Consider the following 15,941-nt stretch of genomic DNA (forward strand, 5'->3'; position numbering starts at 1 on the left):
CCCGTGGTTGAAACGAACGCAGCTAAAGAGACCTCCCTGCACGCCGTCCACAAGGGACTGGGCGCGCTGTTCACCGACTTCGCGGGCTGGTCGATGCCGGTCCGCTACGCCAGTGAGCTGGCCGAGCACAAGGCCGTGCGCGAGGCGGCCGGGCTGTTCGACCTGTCGCACATGGCCGAGATCCACGTCCGCGGCGCGCAGGCCGCCGACGTGCTCGACTACGCGCTGGTCGGCAACCTCACCGGAGTGAAGCCGGGCCGCGCCCGCTACACGATGATCTGCGACGCCGACGGCGGCGTGCTCGACGACCTGGTCGTCTACCGGCTGGCCGACGAGGAGTACCTGGTCGTGGCCAACGCCGGCAACGCCGACGTGGTCGCCGAGGCGCTGGCCGAGCGCGTGGCCGGGTTCGACGCCGTGGTGGAGAACCGGTCCGCCGACACGGCGCTGATCGCCGTGCAGGGCCCGCGCGCGGTCGACGTGCTGGCGGCGGTGACCGACGCGGACCTGGGCGCGCTCAAGTACTACGCGAGCGTGCCCGCCGTGGTGAAGGGGCACGACGTGCTCCTGGCCCGCACGGGGTACACGGGTGAGGACGGCTTCGAGCTGTTCGTGCCCGCCGCCGAGGCGCCGGCGTTGTGGCGGGCGCTGACCGACGCCGGTGAGGCGTTCGGGCTCGTGCCGTGTGGGCTGGCGTGCCGCGACACGCTGCGGCTCGAGGCCGGGATGCCGTTGTACGGCAACGAGCTCACGCGGGAGCTCAACCCGTTCGCCGCCGGCCTGGGGCGCGTGGTGAAGTTCGAGAAGTCGGGCGACTTCGTGGGCCGGGCCGCGCTGGCGGAGCTGGCCAAGGCCGACGTTCCGCGGGTGCGGGTCGGGCTGCGGGCCACCGGACGCCGCGCGCCGAGGCACGGGTACAACGTGGTCTCCGACGGCGTTTCGGTGGGCGAAGTGACCAGTGGTGCCCTTTCGCCGACGCTGGGTTACCCGATCGCGATGGCCTACGTCGATCGGGCGTACGCCGAGCCTGGTACGAAGCTTTCCGTCGACATCAGGGGCAGGATCGAGCCCGTGGAGGTCGTCGCCCTGCCCTTCTACTCCCGAGCCTGAGAGGCCCGTTTACCGTGAGCATCCCCCAGAACCTGTCCTACACCAAGGAACACGAGTGGCTGTCGGTCGTCGACGGCGTCGCGACCGTGGGCATCACCGCCTTCGCCGCCGAGTCGCTCGGTGACATCGTGTTCGTGCAGCTGCCCGCCGTGGGCGGCACGGTGACCGCGGGCGAGGTGTTCGGCGAGGTCGAGTCGACGAAGTCCGTGAGCGAGCTGTACTCGCCGGTGAGCGGCGAGGTCGTCGAGGTGAACGAGACCACATCGGACACCCCCGAGATCGTGAACTCCGACCCCTACACCGAAGGATGGCTCCTGAAGGTGCGGCTCACGGGCGACGTCCCGGAGCTGCTCGACGCCGCCGCGTACGCCGCGCTCACCCAGGAGAACTGAATGACGACTTTCGACGCCCACCTGTCCGATGTGGACCCCGAGGTCGCCGCCGCGGTGGCCGCGGAGCTGGATCGTCAGCAGTCGACGCTGGAGATGATCGCGTCGGAGAACTTCGCGCCTGTCGGTGTGCTCGAGGCGCAGGGTTCGGTGCTGACCAACAAGTACGCGGAGGGCTACCCCGGCCGCCGCTACTACGGTGGCTGCGAGTACGTCGACGTCGTCGAGCAGCTGGCGATCGACCGCGCGAAGGCGCTGTTCGGCGCCGAGCACGCCAACGTGCAGCCGCACTCGGGCGCCCAGGCCAACGCGGCGGCGATGTTCGCCGTGCTGAAGCCGGGCGACACGATCCTCGGCCTCGACCTGGCCCACGGCGGCCACCTCACGCACGGGATGAAGATCAACTTCTCGGGCAAGCTCTACAACGTCGTCGCCTACCACGTCGACAAAGAGACCGGGATCGTCGACCTCGCCGAGATCGAGCGGCTGGCCGTGGAGCACCAGCCGAAGCTGATCATCGCGGGCTGGTCGGCCTACCCGCGTCAGCTCGATTTCGCGGAGTTCCGCCGGATCGCCGACCTGGTCGACGCTCGCCTGATGGTGGACATGGCGCACTTCGCGGGCCTGGTGGCCGCGGGGCTGCACCCGTCGCCGGTGCCGCACGCGGACATCGTCACCACGACCACGCACAAGACGCTGGGCGGCCCGCGCGGCGGCCTGATCCTGTGCCGTGAGGAGCTGGCGAAGAAGATCAACTCGGCGGTGTTCCCCGGCCAGCAGGGTGGGCCGCTGGAGCACGTGATCGCGGCCAAGGCCGTGGCGTTGAAGATCGCGGCGAGCGACGAGTTCCGCGAGCGGCAGGAGCGGACCCTCGAAGGTTCGCGGATCCTGGCCGACCGGCTGTCGCGTTCGGACTGCGCCGAGGCGGGCGTGCGCGTGCTGACCGGTGGCACCGACGTGCACCTGGTGCTCGTGGACCTCGTGCAGTCCGCTTTGGACGGTCAGCAGGCCGAGGACCGGCTGCACACCGTGGGGATCACGGTGAACCGCAACGCGGTGCCGTTCGACCCGCGGCCGCCGATGGTCACCTCCGGCCTGCGCATCGGCACGCCGGCGCTGGCCACGCGCGGGTTCGGCGCGGAGGACTTCGCCGAGGTCGCCGACGTGATCGCCGAGGCGCTGAAGCCGGACTTCGACGAGTCCGTGGCGCAGACGCTGCGCGGGCGCGTGGAGCTGCTGGCGAAGAAGCACCCGCTGTACTCGGACCTGTCGCGATGAGCGCGCAGCCCGAGGGGCGGAAGTTGCTGCGGCTGGAGGTCCGCAACAGCGAGACGCCCATTGAGAAGAAGCCGTCGTGGATCAGGACGAAGGTGCGGATGGGGCCGGAGTTCACCGAACTGAAGGGCTTGGTGCGCCGGGAGGGCCTGCACACCGTCTGCGAGGAAGCGGGCTGTCCCAATATCTACGAGTGCTGGGAAGACCGTGAGGCGACGTTCCTGATCGGTGGGGACCAGTGCACGCGCCGGTGTGACTTCTGCCAGATCGATACCGGGAAACCGTCCGCGCTGGACCGCACGGAGCCGCGCAAGGTCGCGGAATCCGTGCAGGCCATGGGTTTGCGGTACTCGACCGTCACGGGTGTTGCGCGCGACGACCTGGCCGACGGCGGGGCCTGGCTGTATGCGGAGACCGTCCGGCAGATCCACGAGCTGAACCCGGGTACGGGTGTGGAGTTGCTCATCCCGGACTTCAACGCCGATCCGGCGCAGCTGGCCGAGGTGTTCGGGTCGCGGCCGGAGGTGTTGGCGCACAACGTGGAGACGGTGCCGCGGATCTTCAAGCGGATCCGCCCCGGGTTCCGCTACGCCCGTTCGCTGGAAGTCATCACGAAGGCCCGTGAGGCCGGGTTGGTGACGAAGTCGAACCTGATCCTCGGGATGGGCGAGACGCCCGACGAGGTCGAGCCGGCGATGCGCGACCTGTTCGAGGCGGGCTGCGAGATCCTGACGATCACGCAGTACCTGCGTCCCTCGCCGCGGCATCATCCGGTGGACCGGTGGGTGAAGCCGGAGGAGTTCGTGGAGCATTCCCAGGCGGCTGAGGCGCTCGGGTTCAGTGGGGTGATGGCGGGACCGCTCGTGCGCTCGTCCTACCGGGCGGGCCGGCTGTACGCGCAGACCAAGGCCCACCGCGGCGAGGAGCTGCCGGAGAACCTGGCGCACCTGGCCGAACAGGGCCCGGCGGCGCAGGAAGCCAGCTCGCTGCTGGCCAGGCACTAGAGGGAAGGGGCGGGTCAATGGCGATCAGCGTCTTCGATCTGTTCTCCATCGGCATCGGGCCGTCGAGCTCCCACACGGTCGGCCCGATGCGGGCCGCGCGGACCTTTGTGGACGGTCTCGTCGACGAGGGGCTGCTGGACCGCGTCACGCGGGTGCAGGCGGAGCTGTTCGGCTCGCTCGGCGCGACGGGGTTCGGGCACGGCAGTGACAAGGCCGTGCTGCTGGGGCTGTCGGGGGAACGTCCGGAGTCGGTCGACACGGAGACGGTGCCTTCGCGGGTCGCCGATATACGGGCGTCGGGGCGGTTGCTGCTGGGCGGCGTGCGGGAGATCGCGTTCGACGAGGATGTCGACTTGACGATGCACCGGCGCAAGTCGCTGCCGGCGCACCCGAACGGGATGGTGTTCCGGGCCTTCGCCGGTGATTCGGAGCTGCGGTCGCGGACGTACTACTCCGTGGGCGGCGGTTTCGTGCGCGACGAGTCGTACGAGACGGACGCGGTGTTCGTCGAGGACTCGACGCCGGTGCCCTACCCGTTCCGCACGGGCGCCGACCTGCTCGGCCACTGCGCGGCGACGGGGCTGCCGATCAGCGAGATCATGCTGGCCAACGAGCTGTCGTGGCGTTCCGCCGCCGAGGTTCGGGCCGGGCTGTTGGAGATCTGGGACGTGATGGCCGCGTGCGTCTCGGCCGGCATCGCCCACGAGGGCGTGCTCCCGGGCGGCCTGAAGGTCCCGCGGCGCGCCAAGGCGTTGCACGACAAGCTGATCGCCGAGGACGGCGTCGGGGATCCGTTGTACGCCATGGACTGGGTCAGCCTGTACGCGCTGGCGGTCAACGAGGAGAACGCCGCCGGCGGGCGTGTGGTCACGGCGCCGACGAACGGTGCCGCGGGGATCATTCCCGCCGTGCTGCACTACTACCAGCGGTTCATCCGCGGCTCCTCGGACGACGGCATCGTGACCTTCCTCCTGACGGCCGGTGCTCTGGGCTCGATCTTGAAGCAGACGGGCTCCATCTCGGGCGCGGAGGTCGGCTGCCAGGGCGAAGTCGGCTCGGCCTCGGCCATGGCGGCGGCCGGGCTGACCGAGGTACTCGGCGGCTCGCCGGCCCAGGTGGAGAACGCCGCCGAGATCGGCGTCGAGCACCACCTGGGTCTGACCTGCGACCCGGTCGGCGGGCTGGTGCAGATCCCGTGCATCGAACGCAACGCCGTCGGCGCCTCGAAGGCCATCCACGCCGCCCGCATGGCCATGCGCGGCGACGGCAGCCACGTGGTCACGCTGGACAAGGCCATCAAAACCATGCGCGAGACCGGCGCCGACATGTCGGTGAAGTACAAGGAAACCGCCCGCGGCGGGCTGGCGGTGAACGTCATCGAGTGCTGAGGCGCTCGGGGTGTGGTATTGGGGTGGGACCGTTCGGAGGGTGAACGGTCCCATCTTGCTTTTTCGGTCACTGCTCGCAGTTGCCGCTCGCGAGTGGTCCTTTCGCTGGGCGAAGGGCCCCGCCGAGCTGGCGCGAGTGTGGTGCGTCGCGGGTCTGGCACCCACGGACCTTTCGCTGGGCGAACGGTCTCACTGCGCTGGCGCGAGTGGTGGTGGTTGGTGGCTGGCGCCCGCGAGCCTTTCGCAGGGCGAACGGTCCCATGTTGCGTTTCGGGGTCACTGGCTGGGCTGTTCGCGCTGAGGTCGTAGTCGGCTTGCCGTGCGAGCGGTCCTTTCGCTGCGCGAAGGGGCCCGCTGGCGTGAGCCGTTGTGGGCCGTGGGTCTGACGCTCATGCGCCTTTCGCCGGGCGAACGGTTGCATGCTGCTGGTGTGGCCATTCGATGGTGGTGGGGCCTTCGCAAGACGAACCGTCCCATCGTGTTGGTGTTTGCGGTGGATCCGGTGGGCACAGGCGTCTTCGCTGGGCGAAGGGTCCCGAGTCGCTCGACGTGGGTACGGCGGGAGCGGCAGAGAAGGTGGGATGGTCTCTTCGCTGGGCGAAGGGTTCCGTCGCGACCGGGGGAGGCGGCGTGCGTGGGTGTGGGGACCTTCGTTGAGCGACGGGTTCCGCTCGCACCAATGTGAGTGGTGGCGCGTGGTGGGTCTTGTCCGCAAATGCCTTGCGCTTCGCGAAGGGTCCCGCCGCGGCTGGGTGGTCGTCGGTGGGGTCGTGGGTTGTGTACGGCGGGTCATTCGCTGGGCGAATGGACCTGTCGTGCGGGGAAGGCGCAAGGCCGAGCGCAGGGCGGATAGTTGCTTGGCGGACTGGCGCCCGAGCGAGGATTCGGAAGTCCTTAGTGGACCAAAGCCCGAACAGGATCCTCAAGCCGGCAAGGTGATCTGCGGCCCCTGGCCCCGGTTGGTCACCAGACGCAGGCCCGTGTGGACCAGTAGCCAGCCGAGGCGCTGGCGGGCGGTGGTGGCGGCGGCGGGCAGGGTGCGAGCCGCGGCGGTGGCGGTGCGGTGGTGGGACGCCGCAGCGCGGAGTTCGGACTGGCGTGCGGCGACGAAGTGCTCCGTGAAGTGGTGCGGAATCATGGCGTCCCCAGGGTGTCGGTGGGTTCTTCGGGGTGGGCGGTACGCGGGAAGGCGGCCCAGTGGGTGACGACGGTGTCGTCGCCGGGGCGGCCAGGGCGGCGGTAGCGGTTGACCACGGCGGTGATCTCGTCGCTCATCCGGCGGGTTTCTTCGGGGGTCAGGGAGAGGTGTTCGCTGGTCATGGTGGCGTTGTGTTCCCACCGGTCCAGCCAACGGGGTAGCTCGGCGACGAACTGCGCTTCCTCCTGGTGGCGCTGCACGACCAGCTGGTGCAGCACCGTCGCGATCGGGCCGGCCAGCTCCGGGTCGCGGACGAAGTCGCCGGTGCGGATGGTGGTGTAGTCCTGGGCGGCCTTCCACCAGCGTTCGCGCTTCGAGCCCCGGTCGGGGTCCTCCGCGACGAGGCCGGCGTCGGCGAGCTGGCGCAGGTGCCAGGACGTGGTGCCGGAGCTCTCGCCGACGCGCTTGCCCAGGCCGGTGGCCGTGGCGGGGCCGTCCTGTTCCAGCAGGCCGAGCAGCCGCATCCGCAGCGGGTGGGCGAGCGCGCGCAGGGTGCGTGCGTCGAGGATCCGTTCGGTGCGGTCGGAAGAGCTCATGGGACACAAACTACACCGCAGAGGATTCTTTGCAAAGATGTCTCTGCAATCGACCGGGCTTAGACTCGCCCTCGTGGAGACGTCGGTGGCTAGCGCGAACGAGGCGCTGTTCCGGCCGGTGCGCGCGGGCAACGCGTTCGAGGAGACCGTCGAACGCCTGCTGCAGGCCATCCGCCTCGGCGTGGTCGGCGCGGGGGAGCGGCTGCCCTCGGAGCGCGAGCTGGCCGAGCGCCTCGGCGTGAGCCGGGTGACGCTCAGGGAGGCCATCCGCGCGCTGGCCGACGCAGGTTACGTGGAGTCACGACGAGGGCGTTACGGCGGCACGTTCGTGAACGAGAACCTGCCCGAGCCCGCGCAGAGCAAACCCAGCGAAATCGACGCAGCCGCCTTCGAAGACGCGCTGTGCCTGCGTCACGTGCTCGAGACCGGCGCCGCCGAGGCGGCCGCCGCGCGGACGCTCAGCCCGGCCGACCGGCAGCACCTCAAGACCACGCTCGCCGAGGCCGCGGCCGCCGACCTCGTCGACTACCGGCGCAAGGACTCGCGCCTGCACCTCGCGATCGCCGAAGTCACGGCGTCGAGCTCGCTCACCACGGCGATGGCCGACGCCCGCACGCGCGTGAACCAGCTGCTCGACCGCATCCCGCTGCTCGAGCCGAACCTGGAGCATTCCAACGCCCAGCACGAGGCGATCGTCGACGCCATCCTCGCCGGCGATCCCGTGGCCGCGCGCCACGCGATGGCCGAGCACATCGAGGGCACGGCTTCGCTGCTGCGTGCCTTCCTGTCGTGACCCGCCGTGAATTTCTCACCGAACCGCACAACCTTTTCACCCGTCCGGCCGTCGTCCCATCGTGCGACCCGACACGGATGCCGAGACGGATGGAGCCACCAGCAGTGTCACGAACGAGCAGCCCGACGATCCCCGTGCCCGTCGCCGCCGCCGGTGGCGCAAGATCAGGCGCATCGCGTACTGCTGCTTCGGCGTCTTCGTCGGCCTGCCGCTGATCGCGTTCTGGGTCGCCTACCTGCTGATGGACGTCCGCAGCCCGCAGGACGTGCTCGCCTCGCTCGACAAGACCGTGGAGCTGAAGTACTCCGACGGCAGCGAGCTGCTCAAGGTGCTGCCGGCCGACGGCGACCGCTCCTTCGTGCCCTACGACAAGGTGCCCGCGAAGCTGCGTGACGCGATCATCGCCACCGAAGACCCGACGTTCTGGGACAACGCGGGCTTCGATCCCACCGGGATCGGCCGCGCGTTCCTCACCGGCGTCGGCGGCGGTTCGGGGATCACCCAGCAGTACATCAAGAAATCGACCGGCGACGACGACGCGACGCTCGGGCGCAAGCTGCAGGAGCTGGTGCTCGCCACGAAAATCACGCAGCAGCAGAGCAAGGAACAGATCTTCACCAGCTACGTGAACATCATCTCCTTCGGCCGCGGCACCTTCGGCCCGGCCGCGGCGATGAACGCGTTCTTCGGCCGTCCGCTCGACGACTCCATGACCTGGAGTGAAGCCGCGTTCCTGGCCGGGATGATCCAGTCGCCGTCGGTGCACGACCCGGCCGTTTCGGGCGACGCGCACGCGGCGAAACGCTGGACGTACGTGCGCGACAAACTCGTGCAACGCGGTTACGTCAAACCCGCGGACGCCGCCGCGATGGCCTATCCCGGCAAGGAAATCCTGCCGCCGTCGGAGACCCGCGCGAGCGTGACCTACGACGAGTACCACGTGAAGCAGCAGGTGCTCAGCGAGCTCGAACAGGACGGGTTCTCGCTTTCCCGTCTGCAGCAAGGGAATCTGGTCGTGCAGACCACGCTCGACCGCAAGGCGCAGGCGTCCGCGCGCTCGACGCTGGCCGACCGCCTGAAGGGCGAGCCGAAGGAGTTCCGCGGCGCGCTCGTGTCGGTCGATCCGGCCACCGGGGCGGTGCGCGCGTACGACGGCGGCGACAACGGCGTCCGCGACTACGCCGGCACGGAACACGCGGCGGGTTCGGCGTTCTACCCGTTCACGCTCACCGCGGGCCTGCGCGCCGGTGTCTCGCCCGACGAACCCGTGGCCGCGCCCGGCACGATCGACTTCCTCGGGGAGAACTTCGAGTACCCGCGCAAGTGCCCGTCCACCTGCACCTTGCGCACAGCCATGACCTCGGGCGCCGACACGCCGTACATCGGACTGGCCAAACGCGTCGGCGCCGACGCGGTGAGCGCGGCGGCGCGCGGTGCCGGCATCCCGGAGGCGGTCGACGGCTCGCCGACCCTGCGCGAGAAGGACGGGTTCCTGATCGGTTCGGGCATCGCAGTCGGGCGGTATCCGTTGCGGCCCTTGGACTTGGCCGGCGCGTACGGGACTTTCGCGGCCGACGGGATGCGCGTGGCGCCACACCTCGTCGACAAGGTGCTCACCCAGGACGGCAGCGTCGTGTGGCAGCACGACAACGAGCCGCACCCCGCGTTCTCCGACGACGCGGGCGTGAGCGCGAAGATCGCCGCCGAGGTGACGAACGTGCTGCAGACCTTCCTGCCCGACGGCCGCCCCGCCGCCCTGCGCACGGGCGAGTTCCAGCACGGCAACTCGTCGGACAACCAGGACGCCTGGGCGATCGGCTACACCCCGCAGCTGGCCACGGCCGTCTGGGTCGGCTCCGACGACGAGCGGCGGCTGTTCGACGCGCAGGGCAAGAAGCTGATGGGCTCGACCGTGCCCGCGGACATCTGGCGGACGTTCATGGTGCAGGCCGAGCAGGGGCAGCCGATCGAGGGTGGGGTCGAGCCGCGGTTCGCCCCGCCCCTGGCGAAGGAGACGCCCGGGCGCTGATCGTCCGTGCGGGTGCCGTCGGCGGACGATCAGGTCAGCGCACGCGGGCGAGGACGAAACCGTCGTAACCCTTGTCGCCCACCGTCTGGATGGCAGTCGCTTCGAGCCGGTCGTCGCCGGTGAGGGCCGCGAACATCTCGCGCACGCCCCGCACGGACGGGTCGGTGCTGGCGGCTTCGAGCACGGCCCCGTCACGGACGACGTTGTCGACCACGATCGTGGTGCCCGGCCGCGACAGCCGCACGGCTTCGGCGACATAAGGCGCGAGGTTGGCCTTGTCGGCGTCGATGAAGACGAAGTCGAACGGACCGGTCAGCGTGGGCAGGGTGTCGAGCGCGGCGCCGACGCGGATGTCGGCCACCTCGGGCCCGAAGCCGGCGCGGTCGAGGTTCGCGCGCGCCACGGCGGCGTGCTTCGGTTCGTATTCGCAGGTCACCAGTGTGCCGCCGGGCGGCAGGGCGCGGGCGAGCCAGATCGTGCTGTAGCCGCCGAGCGTGCCGATCTCGAGGATCGAGCGCGCGCCGGCGGTGAGGGCCAGCAGGTGAAGCAGCTTGCCCTGCGTGGGCGACACGGCGATGGCCGGCAGGCCCGCCGCACCCGACTCGGCGAGGGCGGCGTCGAGCACCGGGTCGGCGGGGATCAGGGCTTCGGCCAGGTAGTCGTCGACTGCGGTCCAGAGTTCGCGGGTCATGGCACCTCCGGCACCAATCTAACCGAGGGTGGGGTGTGTGGTCGCGACGTGGAAATCGGTGGTGCCGCGGCCGGTTCTCTGGCGGCCACCTGTCGCGGCGATGGCCTCAGCCGGCCGCCCCGAGCCGCCCGCCTGCCGGTGCTCGGCATCGTTCGGCCGGAAGAGCGCGTCTCCGGCCCGAGAGGAACAACACCGAGCAAGCGGCGCGCCGAACTGCTCGCCCGGGCCGGACGACTACGCGGCGCGCCGGCCCGCCTTCGGGATCACCAGCGGGGTGCCGGTTTCGGGGCAGGGCATGACGCGGCACGGCAGTTCGAAGATCTTCTCCACGTTGTCCTCCGTCACGACCTCCTCCGGGGTGCCGGTGGCGAGGACCTGGCCGTCGCGCATGGCGATCATGTGGGTGGCGTAGCGGGCGGCGTGGTTGAGGTCGTGGAGCACGGCGACCAGGGTGCGGCCCTGGTCGGCGTGCAGCTGGGCGCAGAGGTCGAGGATGTCCATCTGGTGCGCGATGTCGAGGTAGGTCGTGGGTTCGTCCAGCAGCAGCAGGTCGGTCTGCTGGGCGAGGGCCATCGCCATCCACACGCGCTGGCGCTGCCCGCCGGACAGCTCGTCGACGAGGCGCTCGGCCAGGTCCGAGACGCCGGTGGCGGCCATGGACTCGGCGACCACGGCGGCGTCGTCGCGGGACCACTGGCGCAGCAGGCGCTGGTGGGGGTAGCGGCCGCGGGAGACGAGGTCGGCGACGGTGATGCCGTCGGGCGCGACGGAGCTCTGCGGCAGCAGGCCGAGGCGGCGCGCGACCTCCTTGGCGCCGTAGCTGGAGATCACCGAGCCGTCGAGGTAGACGGAGCCCTTGCGGGGCTTGAGCATCCGCGCGAGCGCGCGCAGGAGCGTGGTCTTGCCGCACGCGTTGGGACCGACGATGACCGTGAACGACTTGTCCGGGATGACCACGCCGAGGTCTTCGGCGACGGTGCGCCCGTCGTAGGCCAGGGTCAGCGCCTCGGCGTGCAGACGGGGTTCGGTCAGGCTCGGTGCTTCCGCGATCGTCTGGTCCACACAGGTTAGGCTAACCTAGTGACCCTCATTCGGGGAGTTCCCTGGGTCGCATTCGCCGAACGTGACCAGCCGGTGTCATCATGCGGACGGGGTTCTCTGCGGTTCACGGCGTAAGCGAAGGTGACGATGGACGACTACCGGGTCGTCGCGGACGAGCTCGCCGCCGACATCGAAGCGGGCCGGCTGAGGCCGGGCGACCGCCTCCCGCCGCAACGCCGGTTCGCGCGCGACCGCGGCATCGCCGGCTCCACCGCCGCCCGCGTCTACGGCGAGCTGATCCGCCGCGGCCTGGCCGTCGGGGAGGTCGGCCGGGGCACGTTCGTGCGGGCCGCGCGCCCGGCGCCCGAGCCCGCGCTCGCCGAACCCGGCGACGCGCGCGTGGACCTCGAGCTCAACTTCGCCGTACTGCCGAGCCAATCCGCGAAGCTCGCGTACGCGCTGGAGCCGCTGCTTCGCGCCGACGTGTTCACCGACGCCCTGCACCCCGTCGGCGCCGCGGGGACGAAAGCGGTGCGGGAAGCCGCGGCCGGGATGGTGTCCCGCGGTGGCTGGACACCCGACCCGGCGACGATCCTGGTGACGGGCAACGGCCGCCAGGGCATCGCGGCGGCGATCTCCGCGTTCGTCCCGCTGGGCGAGCGGCTCGCGGTCGAAGCACTGACTTACCCGGTGGTGAAAGCGCTGGCCACGCGGCTGGGCGCCGAGCTGGTGCCCATCGAAACCGACGCCGACGGCCTCGTCCCGGCCGCGCTCGAAGCCGCCCACGCAGCGGCGCCCGTGCGCGCGTTGTACGTGCAGCCGACGCTCCACAACCCCCTCGGGCCGACGATGCCGCCCACGCGCCGCGCCGAGCTGGCGGACACCGTGCGGCGCCTCGACCTGCCGGTGATCGAGGACGGCATCTACACGTTCCTGCGCCCGGACGTCGAACCGCTGGCCGCACTCGCGCCCGAGCGCACGGTGTTCGTCGACAGCCTGTCGAAACGGGTGGCGCCCGGTCTCACCGCGGGGTTCGTGGTGGCGCCGTCGGCCTGGACCGCGCGGCTCGCGGGCGCCGTCCGTTCGGGTGGCTGGGGTTCGACGCGGTTCGCGATGGAGGCCGCCACGCGCTGGATCACCGGCGGCGCGCTGGCCGAGGTCGAGACCGCGAAACGCGCCGACGCGGCCGAACGCGCCGCCATCCTCGACGAGCGTCTCGCCGGGTTCGCGGTCGTCGGCGATCCGGCGGCGTACCACCGCTGGTGGGAGCTGCCGGAGCAGTGGCGTGCGGAGACGTTCGTGGCTGCGGCCGCCCGGCACGGCATCGCGTTGTCGCCGGCGGCCTCGTTCGCGGTGCTGCCGGGTCACGCCCCGAACGCCGTGCGGCTCGCGGTTTCCGCGCCCCCCAAGGAAACCCTCGCGGCCGCGCTCGAGGTCCTCGCGACGCTGGCGGCCGGCTCGCCCGACGACACGCTGCTGGACTGAACCTCAGCGCGCCCACTTGCCGACGAAACTCCCGCACGCCACCGGTTGTCCGGTCAGCCGCGCGCGCAACGCGTTCTCCAGGCCCAGGTAGTCGACGATCGCGGCATCGGCCGCGACCTGCGCGGGCACCGGCCCGCCCTGAGCCAGCGTCTTGCTCGGCACGGTCTCGAACAGCACCAGGTAGTCGCCCTCACGATCGAGGTCCGCCGCGGTGGCGAGCATGCGCTGCGGCGCGTCACCGACGATCTCCAACGGCAGCGGCCACTCCAGCGGAAACGGGTTGCGCAGGCCGAAAACCGGGTAGGCGAACGGGTTGTCGGGCAGCACCGCGACGCGCGAAGCCGGGTAGCGCCGGAGGCAGTCGCGGATCTGGGCGACGTAGGTGTAGGTCGAGGGATTCGTGCGGATGCCGCGCAGCGCCGGGCTGACCGTGCCGAGGTCGGCGGTGAGCTGGTCGTGCGACAGGTCGAGGTACGCGGCTTCGTCGTGGTGCGCCACGACCGCCCAGCCGCACACCGCCACCGCGGCCAGCCCCGCCGTCGTGGTCAGCCACGTGCGGCGCAGCACCGGCGCGAGGTCCGGCAGCACGAAACCCAGCAGCAGCAACGCCGTGAGCGCGAGCGAGCCGGTGAGCAGCGTCGGGGTGTCGTTGCCCCAGGAGAGGCTGGTCATGAAGCCCGTCGCGAGCACGAGCAGCGCGGCCCAGGAAATCTTGCGCCGTACGGTCGCGTGAACCACGACGGCGACGGCGAGGATCCACCACAGCACGTCGGCCCAGCGCGACGAAGCCGTGAACCGTCCGTCGACCACCGTCCACACCACCGCGGCCGCGCCGCCGAACGCGAGCAGCCACGACGCCACGCGCCCGGCCGCGCCGAGCCGTTCGCCGGCGAGCCGGAGCACCAGTAGCACCACAGCGATCGCGGCGAAGAACGTGAGCTCCCGCACCGGCGGGCGCAGCAGCACCTGCGGGTCGTCCAGCCACAGGCCGAGCAGGCGTTCGCCGTACGCGGGGACGCCACCGGTCAGCTGGCCGACCATGTCGCCGAAGCCGCCGCCGAGGCTCACCCAAGCCACGTAGGCGATCCCGAACGCGCCGAGCGCCGGCACGTCGGCCGGCAGGCGCCGCAGCCGGTTCGGGTAGCACAAGGTCCAGACCAGCCCGATCACCGCGGCGAGGACGAAGCTCTGCTTCACGAACACCGCCGCGCCCAGCAATGCCAGCCCGCCGAGCCGTGCGTACGGATTTCCCTTGCGCAGCCCCGAATCCAGGGCCCACGCGCCGCACGCGGTGAGCGTGATCCCGTCGACGGTGTGCCACGCCATGAGCGGGAAACCGTTGAGGTTCAGCAGGGCCGCCGCCGCGACCCAGTGCCGTCAGGCCGGGCCCCCACGACAGCACCGGCCGCCGCGTCACGAGCACGGCGAACGCGATCGTCGTCAGCGCGATCTGCACCATCGCCAGGCAGCTCGACGCGAAGAGCAGCGGCCCGGGCAGCGCGAAGTCGACCACGTGCAGGATCGCCGACCCGAGCGGCCGCGCGGAGATGATGTCGGCGTGCGGCACCTCGCCCTGCAGCACCCGCCACGCCTGCGCGAGGATGAAGCCCTGGTCCGACGGGTGGAACCCGAACCGGCCCACGCGCAGCTCCGTCGCCACCGCGAGCACGAGCACCCACGCGGCGTGCGCGCTCCACCGCAGCGCGACCCGCCGCCGGCGGACGCCCTCGGCGCAGGCCTCGGCGACGTCCACTTCGTGTCCTTTCACCGCGGCTGTGTTGTCTGCCCCGGCTTCGCCGGGGCGGCGAGATCGCCTTTGAGCCGGTGTGGGGATCGAGCGGTCTGATCGGCCCGGCGGCCGATCGCACCGCTCGATCCCCACACCTGCGCGATCTCGCGCTGTGGTTGCGTCAGGGCCGGGCTTCAGTGGTCGCCTGGGCCCGGCGGAGCCAGCGTAGCCGGGCGGCGGTGGCGGCGCGTGAGGTCGGTGCAGGCAGTCGCGGCAGCGCGCAGGGCTTCCGGCGGGGCTTCCGGCATCGCGCGAGGTTCTCGGCCTCGAACTTCGTTGCGGGGCAAGGAGGGCCGAAGGTCTGGCCGGCGCGAAGGCGGCTCGGTGAAACGCCCGGCCTGCACTGCCGGATCGAGGCGGGGGGAGGGATCGGTGGCGACCAGGCGGCCGGCCAAGCTCTGACAAGCAAGCACGGGGCGAGGCGATCTCGCGCGCCTCGGCGGGGCCGAGGCAGAAACACCGGAGGGTTCGGTGAGTCCACCGGTGGTGTGCCCGGGCGCTCCACCGCGGCGACGACCGAGCGGCTCGCCAAGCCTGCAGGGCAGCCGCAGGGCGAGACCCCAACACCGGTTCAAACGCGGTTTCGCGCGCCTCGATGGAGTTGAGACAGAAACACAGGAGAGTTCGGTGAAGGCGAACGCAGTGGAGACCGGACGCTCCATCGTGGCGGCGACCGAGCGGCTCGCCAAGCTCCCCCGGCAGCCCCCAGGGCGAGACCCCGACGCTGGCCCAAGGACGGCCTCGCGCGTCTCGGCGGGCCGGCGGCTCGCCGCTACGGGGCGAGATGCCGGCATCGGCTCAAGGGCGGTTTCGCACGTCTCGGTGGGGCTGGGGCTGAAGTACAGGAGGGTTGGGTGAGGTCACGGGTGGTGGGGACCGGGCGGACTGCCATCGCGACACCGCAGGGGCTCGCCGCCGCGGGGCGGGACCCCGACGCTGGCTGAAGGGCGGTTTCGCGCGCCTCGGCGGGGCTGGGGCAGAAGTACAGGAGGGTTCGGTGAGGTCACCGGAGGTGGGGACCGGGCGGACTGCCGTGGCGGCGACCGAGCGGCTCGCCGCCGCGAGGTGAGATGCCGGCACCGGCTCAAGGGCGGTTTCGCGCATCTCGGCGAGGCCGAGGCAGAAGTACAGGAGGGTTCGGTGAGGTCACCGGAGGTGGGGACCGGGCGGACTGCCGTGGCGGCGACCGAGCGGCTCGCCGCCGCGAGGTGAG

Annotated in this window: 13 protein-coding genes; 8 read left to right on the forward strand and 5 right to left on the reverse strand. The window is 71.2% G+C overall.

Features of this window, described 5'->3' with window-relative positions; all coding sequences use genetic code 11:
- The first annotated feature begins 3 nt into the window (after positions 1-3).
- Genes gcvT through AB0878_RS16715 form a run of 5 tightly spaced genes read left to right on the forward strand, consistent with a single transcriptional unit; the run spans position 4 to position 5,166 of the window.
- Positions 4-1,110, forward strand: a complete 1,107-nt coding sequence (gene gcvT / locus AB0878_RS16695) for a glycine cleavage system aminomethyltransferase GcvT (protein WP_366580674.1) — start codon at positions 4-6, stop codon at positions 1,108-1,110.
- 14 nt (positions 1,111-1,124) lie between these two features.
- Positions 1,125-1,502 carry a glycine cleavage system protein GcvH gene (gcvH, locus tag AB0878_RS16700; RefSeq protein WP_360606771.1) on the forward strand — a complete coding sequence of 126 codons (378 nt, stop codon included), beginning with the start codon at positions 1,125-1,127 and terminating at the stop codon, positions 1,500-1,502.
- The gene (glyA, locus tag AB0878_RS16705) at positions 1,503-2,777 is read left to right on the forward strand and encodes a serine hydroxymethyltransferase (protein WP_366580676.1); all 1,275 of its coding nucleotides are present in this window, start codon (positions 1,503-1,505) and stop codon (positions 2,775-2,777) included. It abuts the gene before it with no gap.
- Complete coding sequence (lipA, locus tag AB0878_RS16710; RefSeq protein WP_366580677.1) at positions 2,774-3,778, forward strand: lipoyl synthase; 1,005 nt, start codon at positions 2,774-2,776, stop codon at positions 3,776-3,778. The genes glyA and lipA overlap by 4 nt, the downstream gene beginning before the upstream one ends.
- Before the next feature lie 17 nt (positions 3,779-3,795).
- Positions 3,796-5,166 (forward strand): L-serine ammonia-lyase, encoded by a 1,371-nt coding sequence (locus AB0878_RS16715; protein WP_366580679.1) that lies wholly within the window; start codon positions 3,796-3,798, stop codon positions 5,164-5,166.
- A 922-nt stretch (positions 5,167-6,088) separates the two neighbouring features.
- Here the strand turns inward: AB0878_RS16715 and AB0878_RS16720 are convergent.
- Both AB0878_RS16720 and AB0878_RS16725 read right to left on the reverse strand, forming a co-directional pair.
- Positions 6,089-6,304 (reverse strand): hypothetical protein, encoded by a 216-nt coding sequence (locus AB0878_RS16720; protein WP_366580681.1) that lies wholly within the window; start codon positions 6,302-6,304, stop codon positions 6,089-6,091.
- Positions 6,301-6,900, reverse strand: a complete 600-nt coding sequence (locus AB0878_RS16725) for a helix-turn-helix domain-containing protein (RefSeq protein ID WP_366580683.1) — start codon at positions 6,898-6,900, stop codon at positions 6,301-6,303. Before AB0878_RS16725 ends, AB0878_RS16720 begins: the two co-directional genes overlap by 4 nt.
- 37 nt (positions 6,901-6,937) lie before the next feature.
- On the opposite strand from AB0878_RS16725, the gene AB0878_RS16730 reads away from it, so the two are divergent.
- Together AB0878_RS16730 and AB0878_RS16735 are read left to right on the forward strand one after the other, a co-directional pair.
- Positions 6,938-7,693: a GntR family transcriptional regulator gene (locus AB0878_RS16730; protein WP_366580685.1), complete on the forward strand. Its 756-nt coding sequence runs from the start codon at positions 6,938-6,940 to the stop codon at positions 7,691-7,693.
- Positions 7,694-7,856: 163 nt separating this feature from the next.
- Positions 7,857-9,722 carry a transglycosylase domain-containing protein gene (locus AB0878_RS16735; RefSeq protein ID WP_366581105.1) on the forward strand — a complete coding sequence of 622 codons (1,866 nt, stop codon included), beginning with the start codon at positions 7,857-7,859 and terminating at the stop codon, positions 9,720-9,722.
- Positions 9,723-9,756: 34 nt separating this feature from the next.
- On the opposite strand, the gene AB0878_RS16740 is transcribed toward AB0878_RS16735, so the two are convergent.
- Both AB0878_RS16740 and AB0878_RS16745 read right to left on the reverse strand, forming a co-directional pair.
- On the reverse strand, positions 9,757-10,413 hold the full coding sequence (locus tag AB0878_RS16740; RefSeq protein ID WP_366580687.1) for an O-methyltransferase: 657 nt from the start codon (positions 10,411-10,413) through the stop codon (positions 9,757-9,759).
- A gap of 234 nt (positions 10,414-10,647) precedes the next feature.
- Positions 10,648-11,475: an ABC transporter ATP-binding protein gene (locus AB0878_RS16745; RefSeq protein ID WP_366580689.1), complete on the reverse strand. Its 828-nt coding sequence runs from the start codon at positions 11,473-11,475 to the stop codon at positions 10,648-10,650.
- Between the two features lie 126 nt (positions 11,476-11,601).
- On the opposite strand from AB0878_RS16745, the gene AB0878_RS16750 reads away from it, so the two are divergent.
- On the forward strand, positions 11,602-12,939 hold the full coding sequence (locus AB0878_RS16750) for a PLP-dependent aminotransferase family protein (RefSeq protein WP_366580690.1): 1,338 nt from the start codon (positions 11,602-11,604) through the stop codon (positions 12,937-12,939).
- Between the two features lie 3 nt (positions 12,940-12,942).
- On the opposite strand, the gene AB0878_RS16755 is transcribed toward AB0878_RS16750, so the two are convergent.
- A complete protein-coding gene (locus tag AB0878_RS16755; RefSeq protein WP_366580692.1) occupies positions 12,943-14,265 on the reverse strand; it encodes a hypothetical protein in 1,323 nt (440 codons plus the stop codon).
- Between the last annotated feature and the right edge of the window lie 1,676 nt (positions 14,266-15,941).

It is taken from the genome of Amycolatopsis sp. NPDC047767 (genome assembly GCF_040704195.1).
Classification (GTDB): Bacteria; Actinomycetota; Actinomycetes; order Mycobacteriales; family Pseudonocardiaceae; genus Amycolatopsis.

Excerpts from the sequence above, each read along its gene's own strand:
- AB0878_RS16750 (WP_366580690.1), top strand. The coding sequence starts at position 11,602 with ATGGACGACTACCGGGTCGTCGCGGACGAGCTCGCCGCCGACATCGAA.
- glyA (WP_366580676.1), top strand. The coding sequence starts at position 1,503 with ATGACGACTTTCGACGCCCACCTGTCCGATGTGGACCCCGAGGTCGCC.
- AB0878_RS16755 (WP_366580692.1), bottom strand. The coding sequence starts at position 14,265 with ATGGCGTGGCACACCGTCGACGGGATCACGCTCACCGCGTGCGGCGCG.
- AB0878_RS16720 (WP_366580681.1), bottom strand. The coding sequence starts at position 6,304 with ATGATTCCGCACCACTTCACGGAGCACTTCGTCGCCGCACGCCAGTCC.
- lipA (WP_366580677.1), top strand. The coding sequence starts at position 2,774 with ATGAGCGCGCAGCCCGAGGGGCGGAAGTTGCTGCGGCTGGAGGTCCGC.
- AB0878_RS16740 (WP_366580687.1), bottom strand. The coding sequence starts at position 10,413 with ATGACCCGCGAACTCTGGACCGCAGTCGACGACTACCTGGCCGAAGCC.
- AB0878_RS16715 (WP_366580679.1), top strand. The coding sequence starts at position 3,796 with ATGGCGATCAGCGTCTTCGATCTGTTCTCCATCGGCATCGGGCCGTCG.
- AB0878_RS16725 (WP_366580683.1), bottom strand. The coding sequence starts at position 6,900 with ATGAGCTCTTCCGACCGCACCGAACGGATCCTCGACGCACGCACCCTG.
- AB0878_RS16730 (WP_366580685.1), top strand. The coding sequence starts at position 6,938 with ATGTCTCTGCAATCGACCGGGCTTAGACTCGCCCTCGTGGAGACGTCG.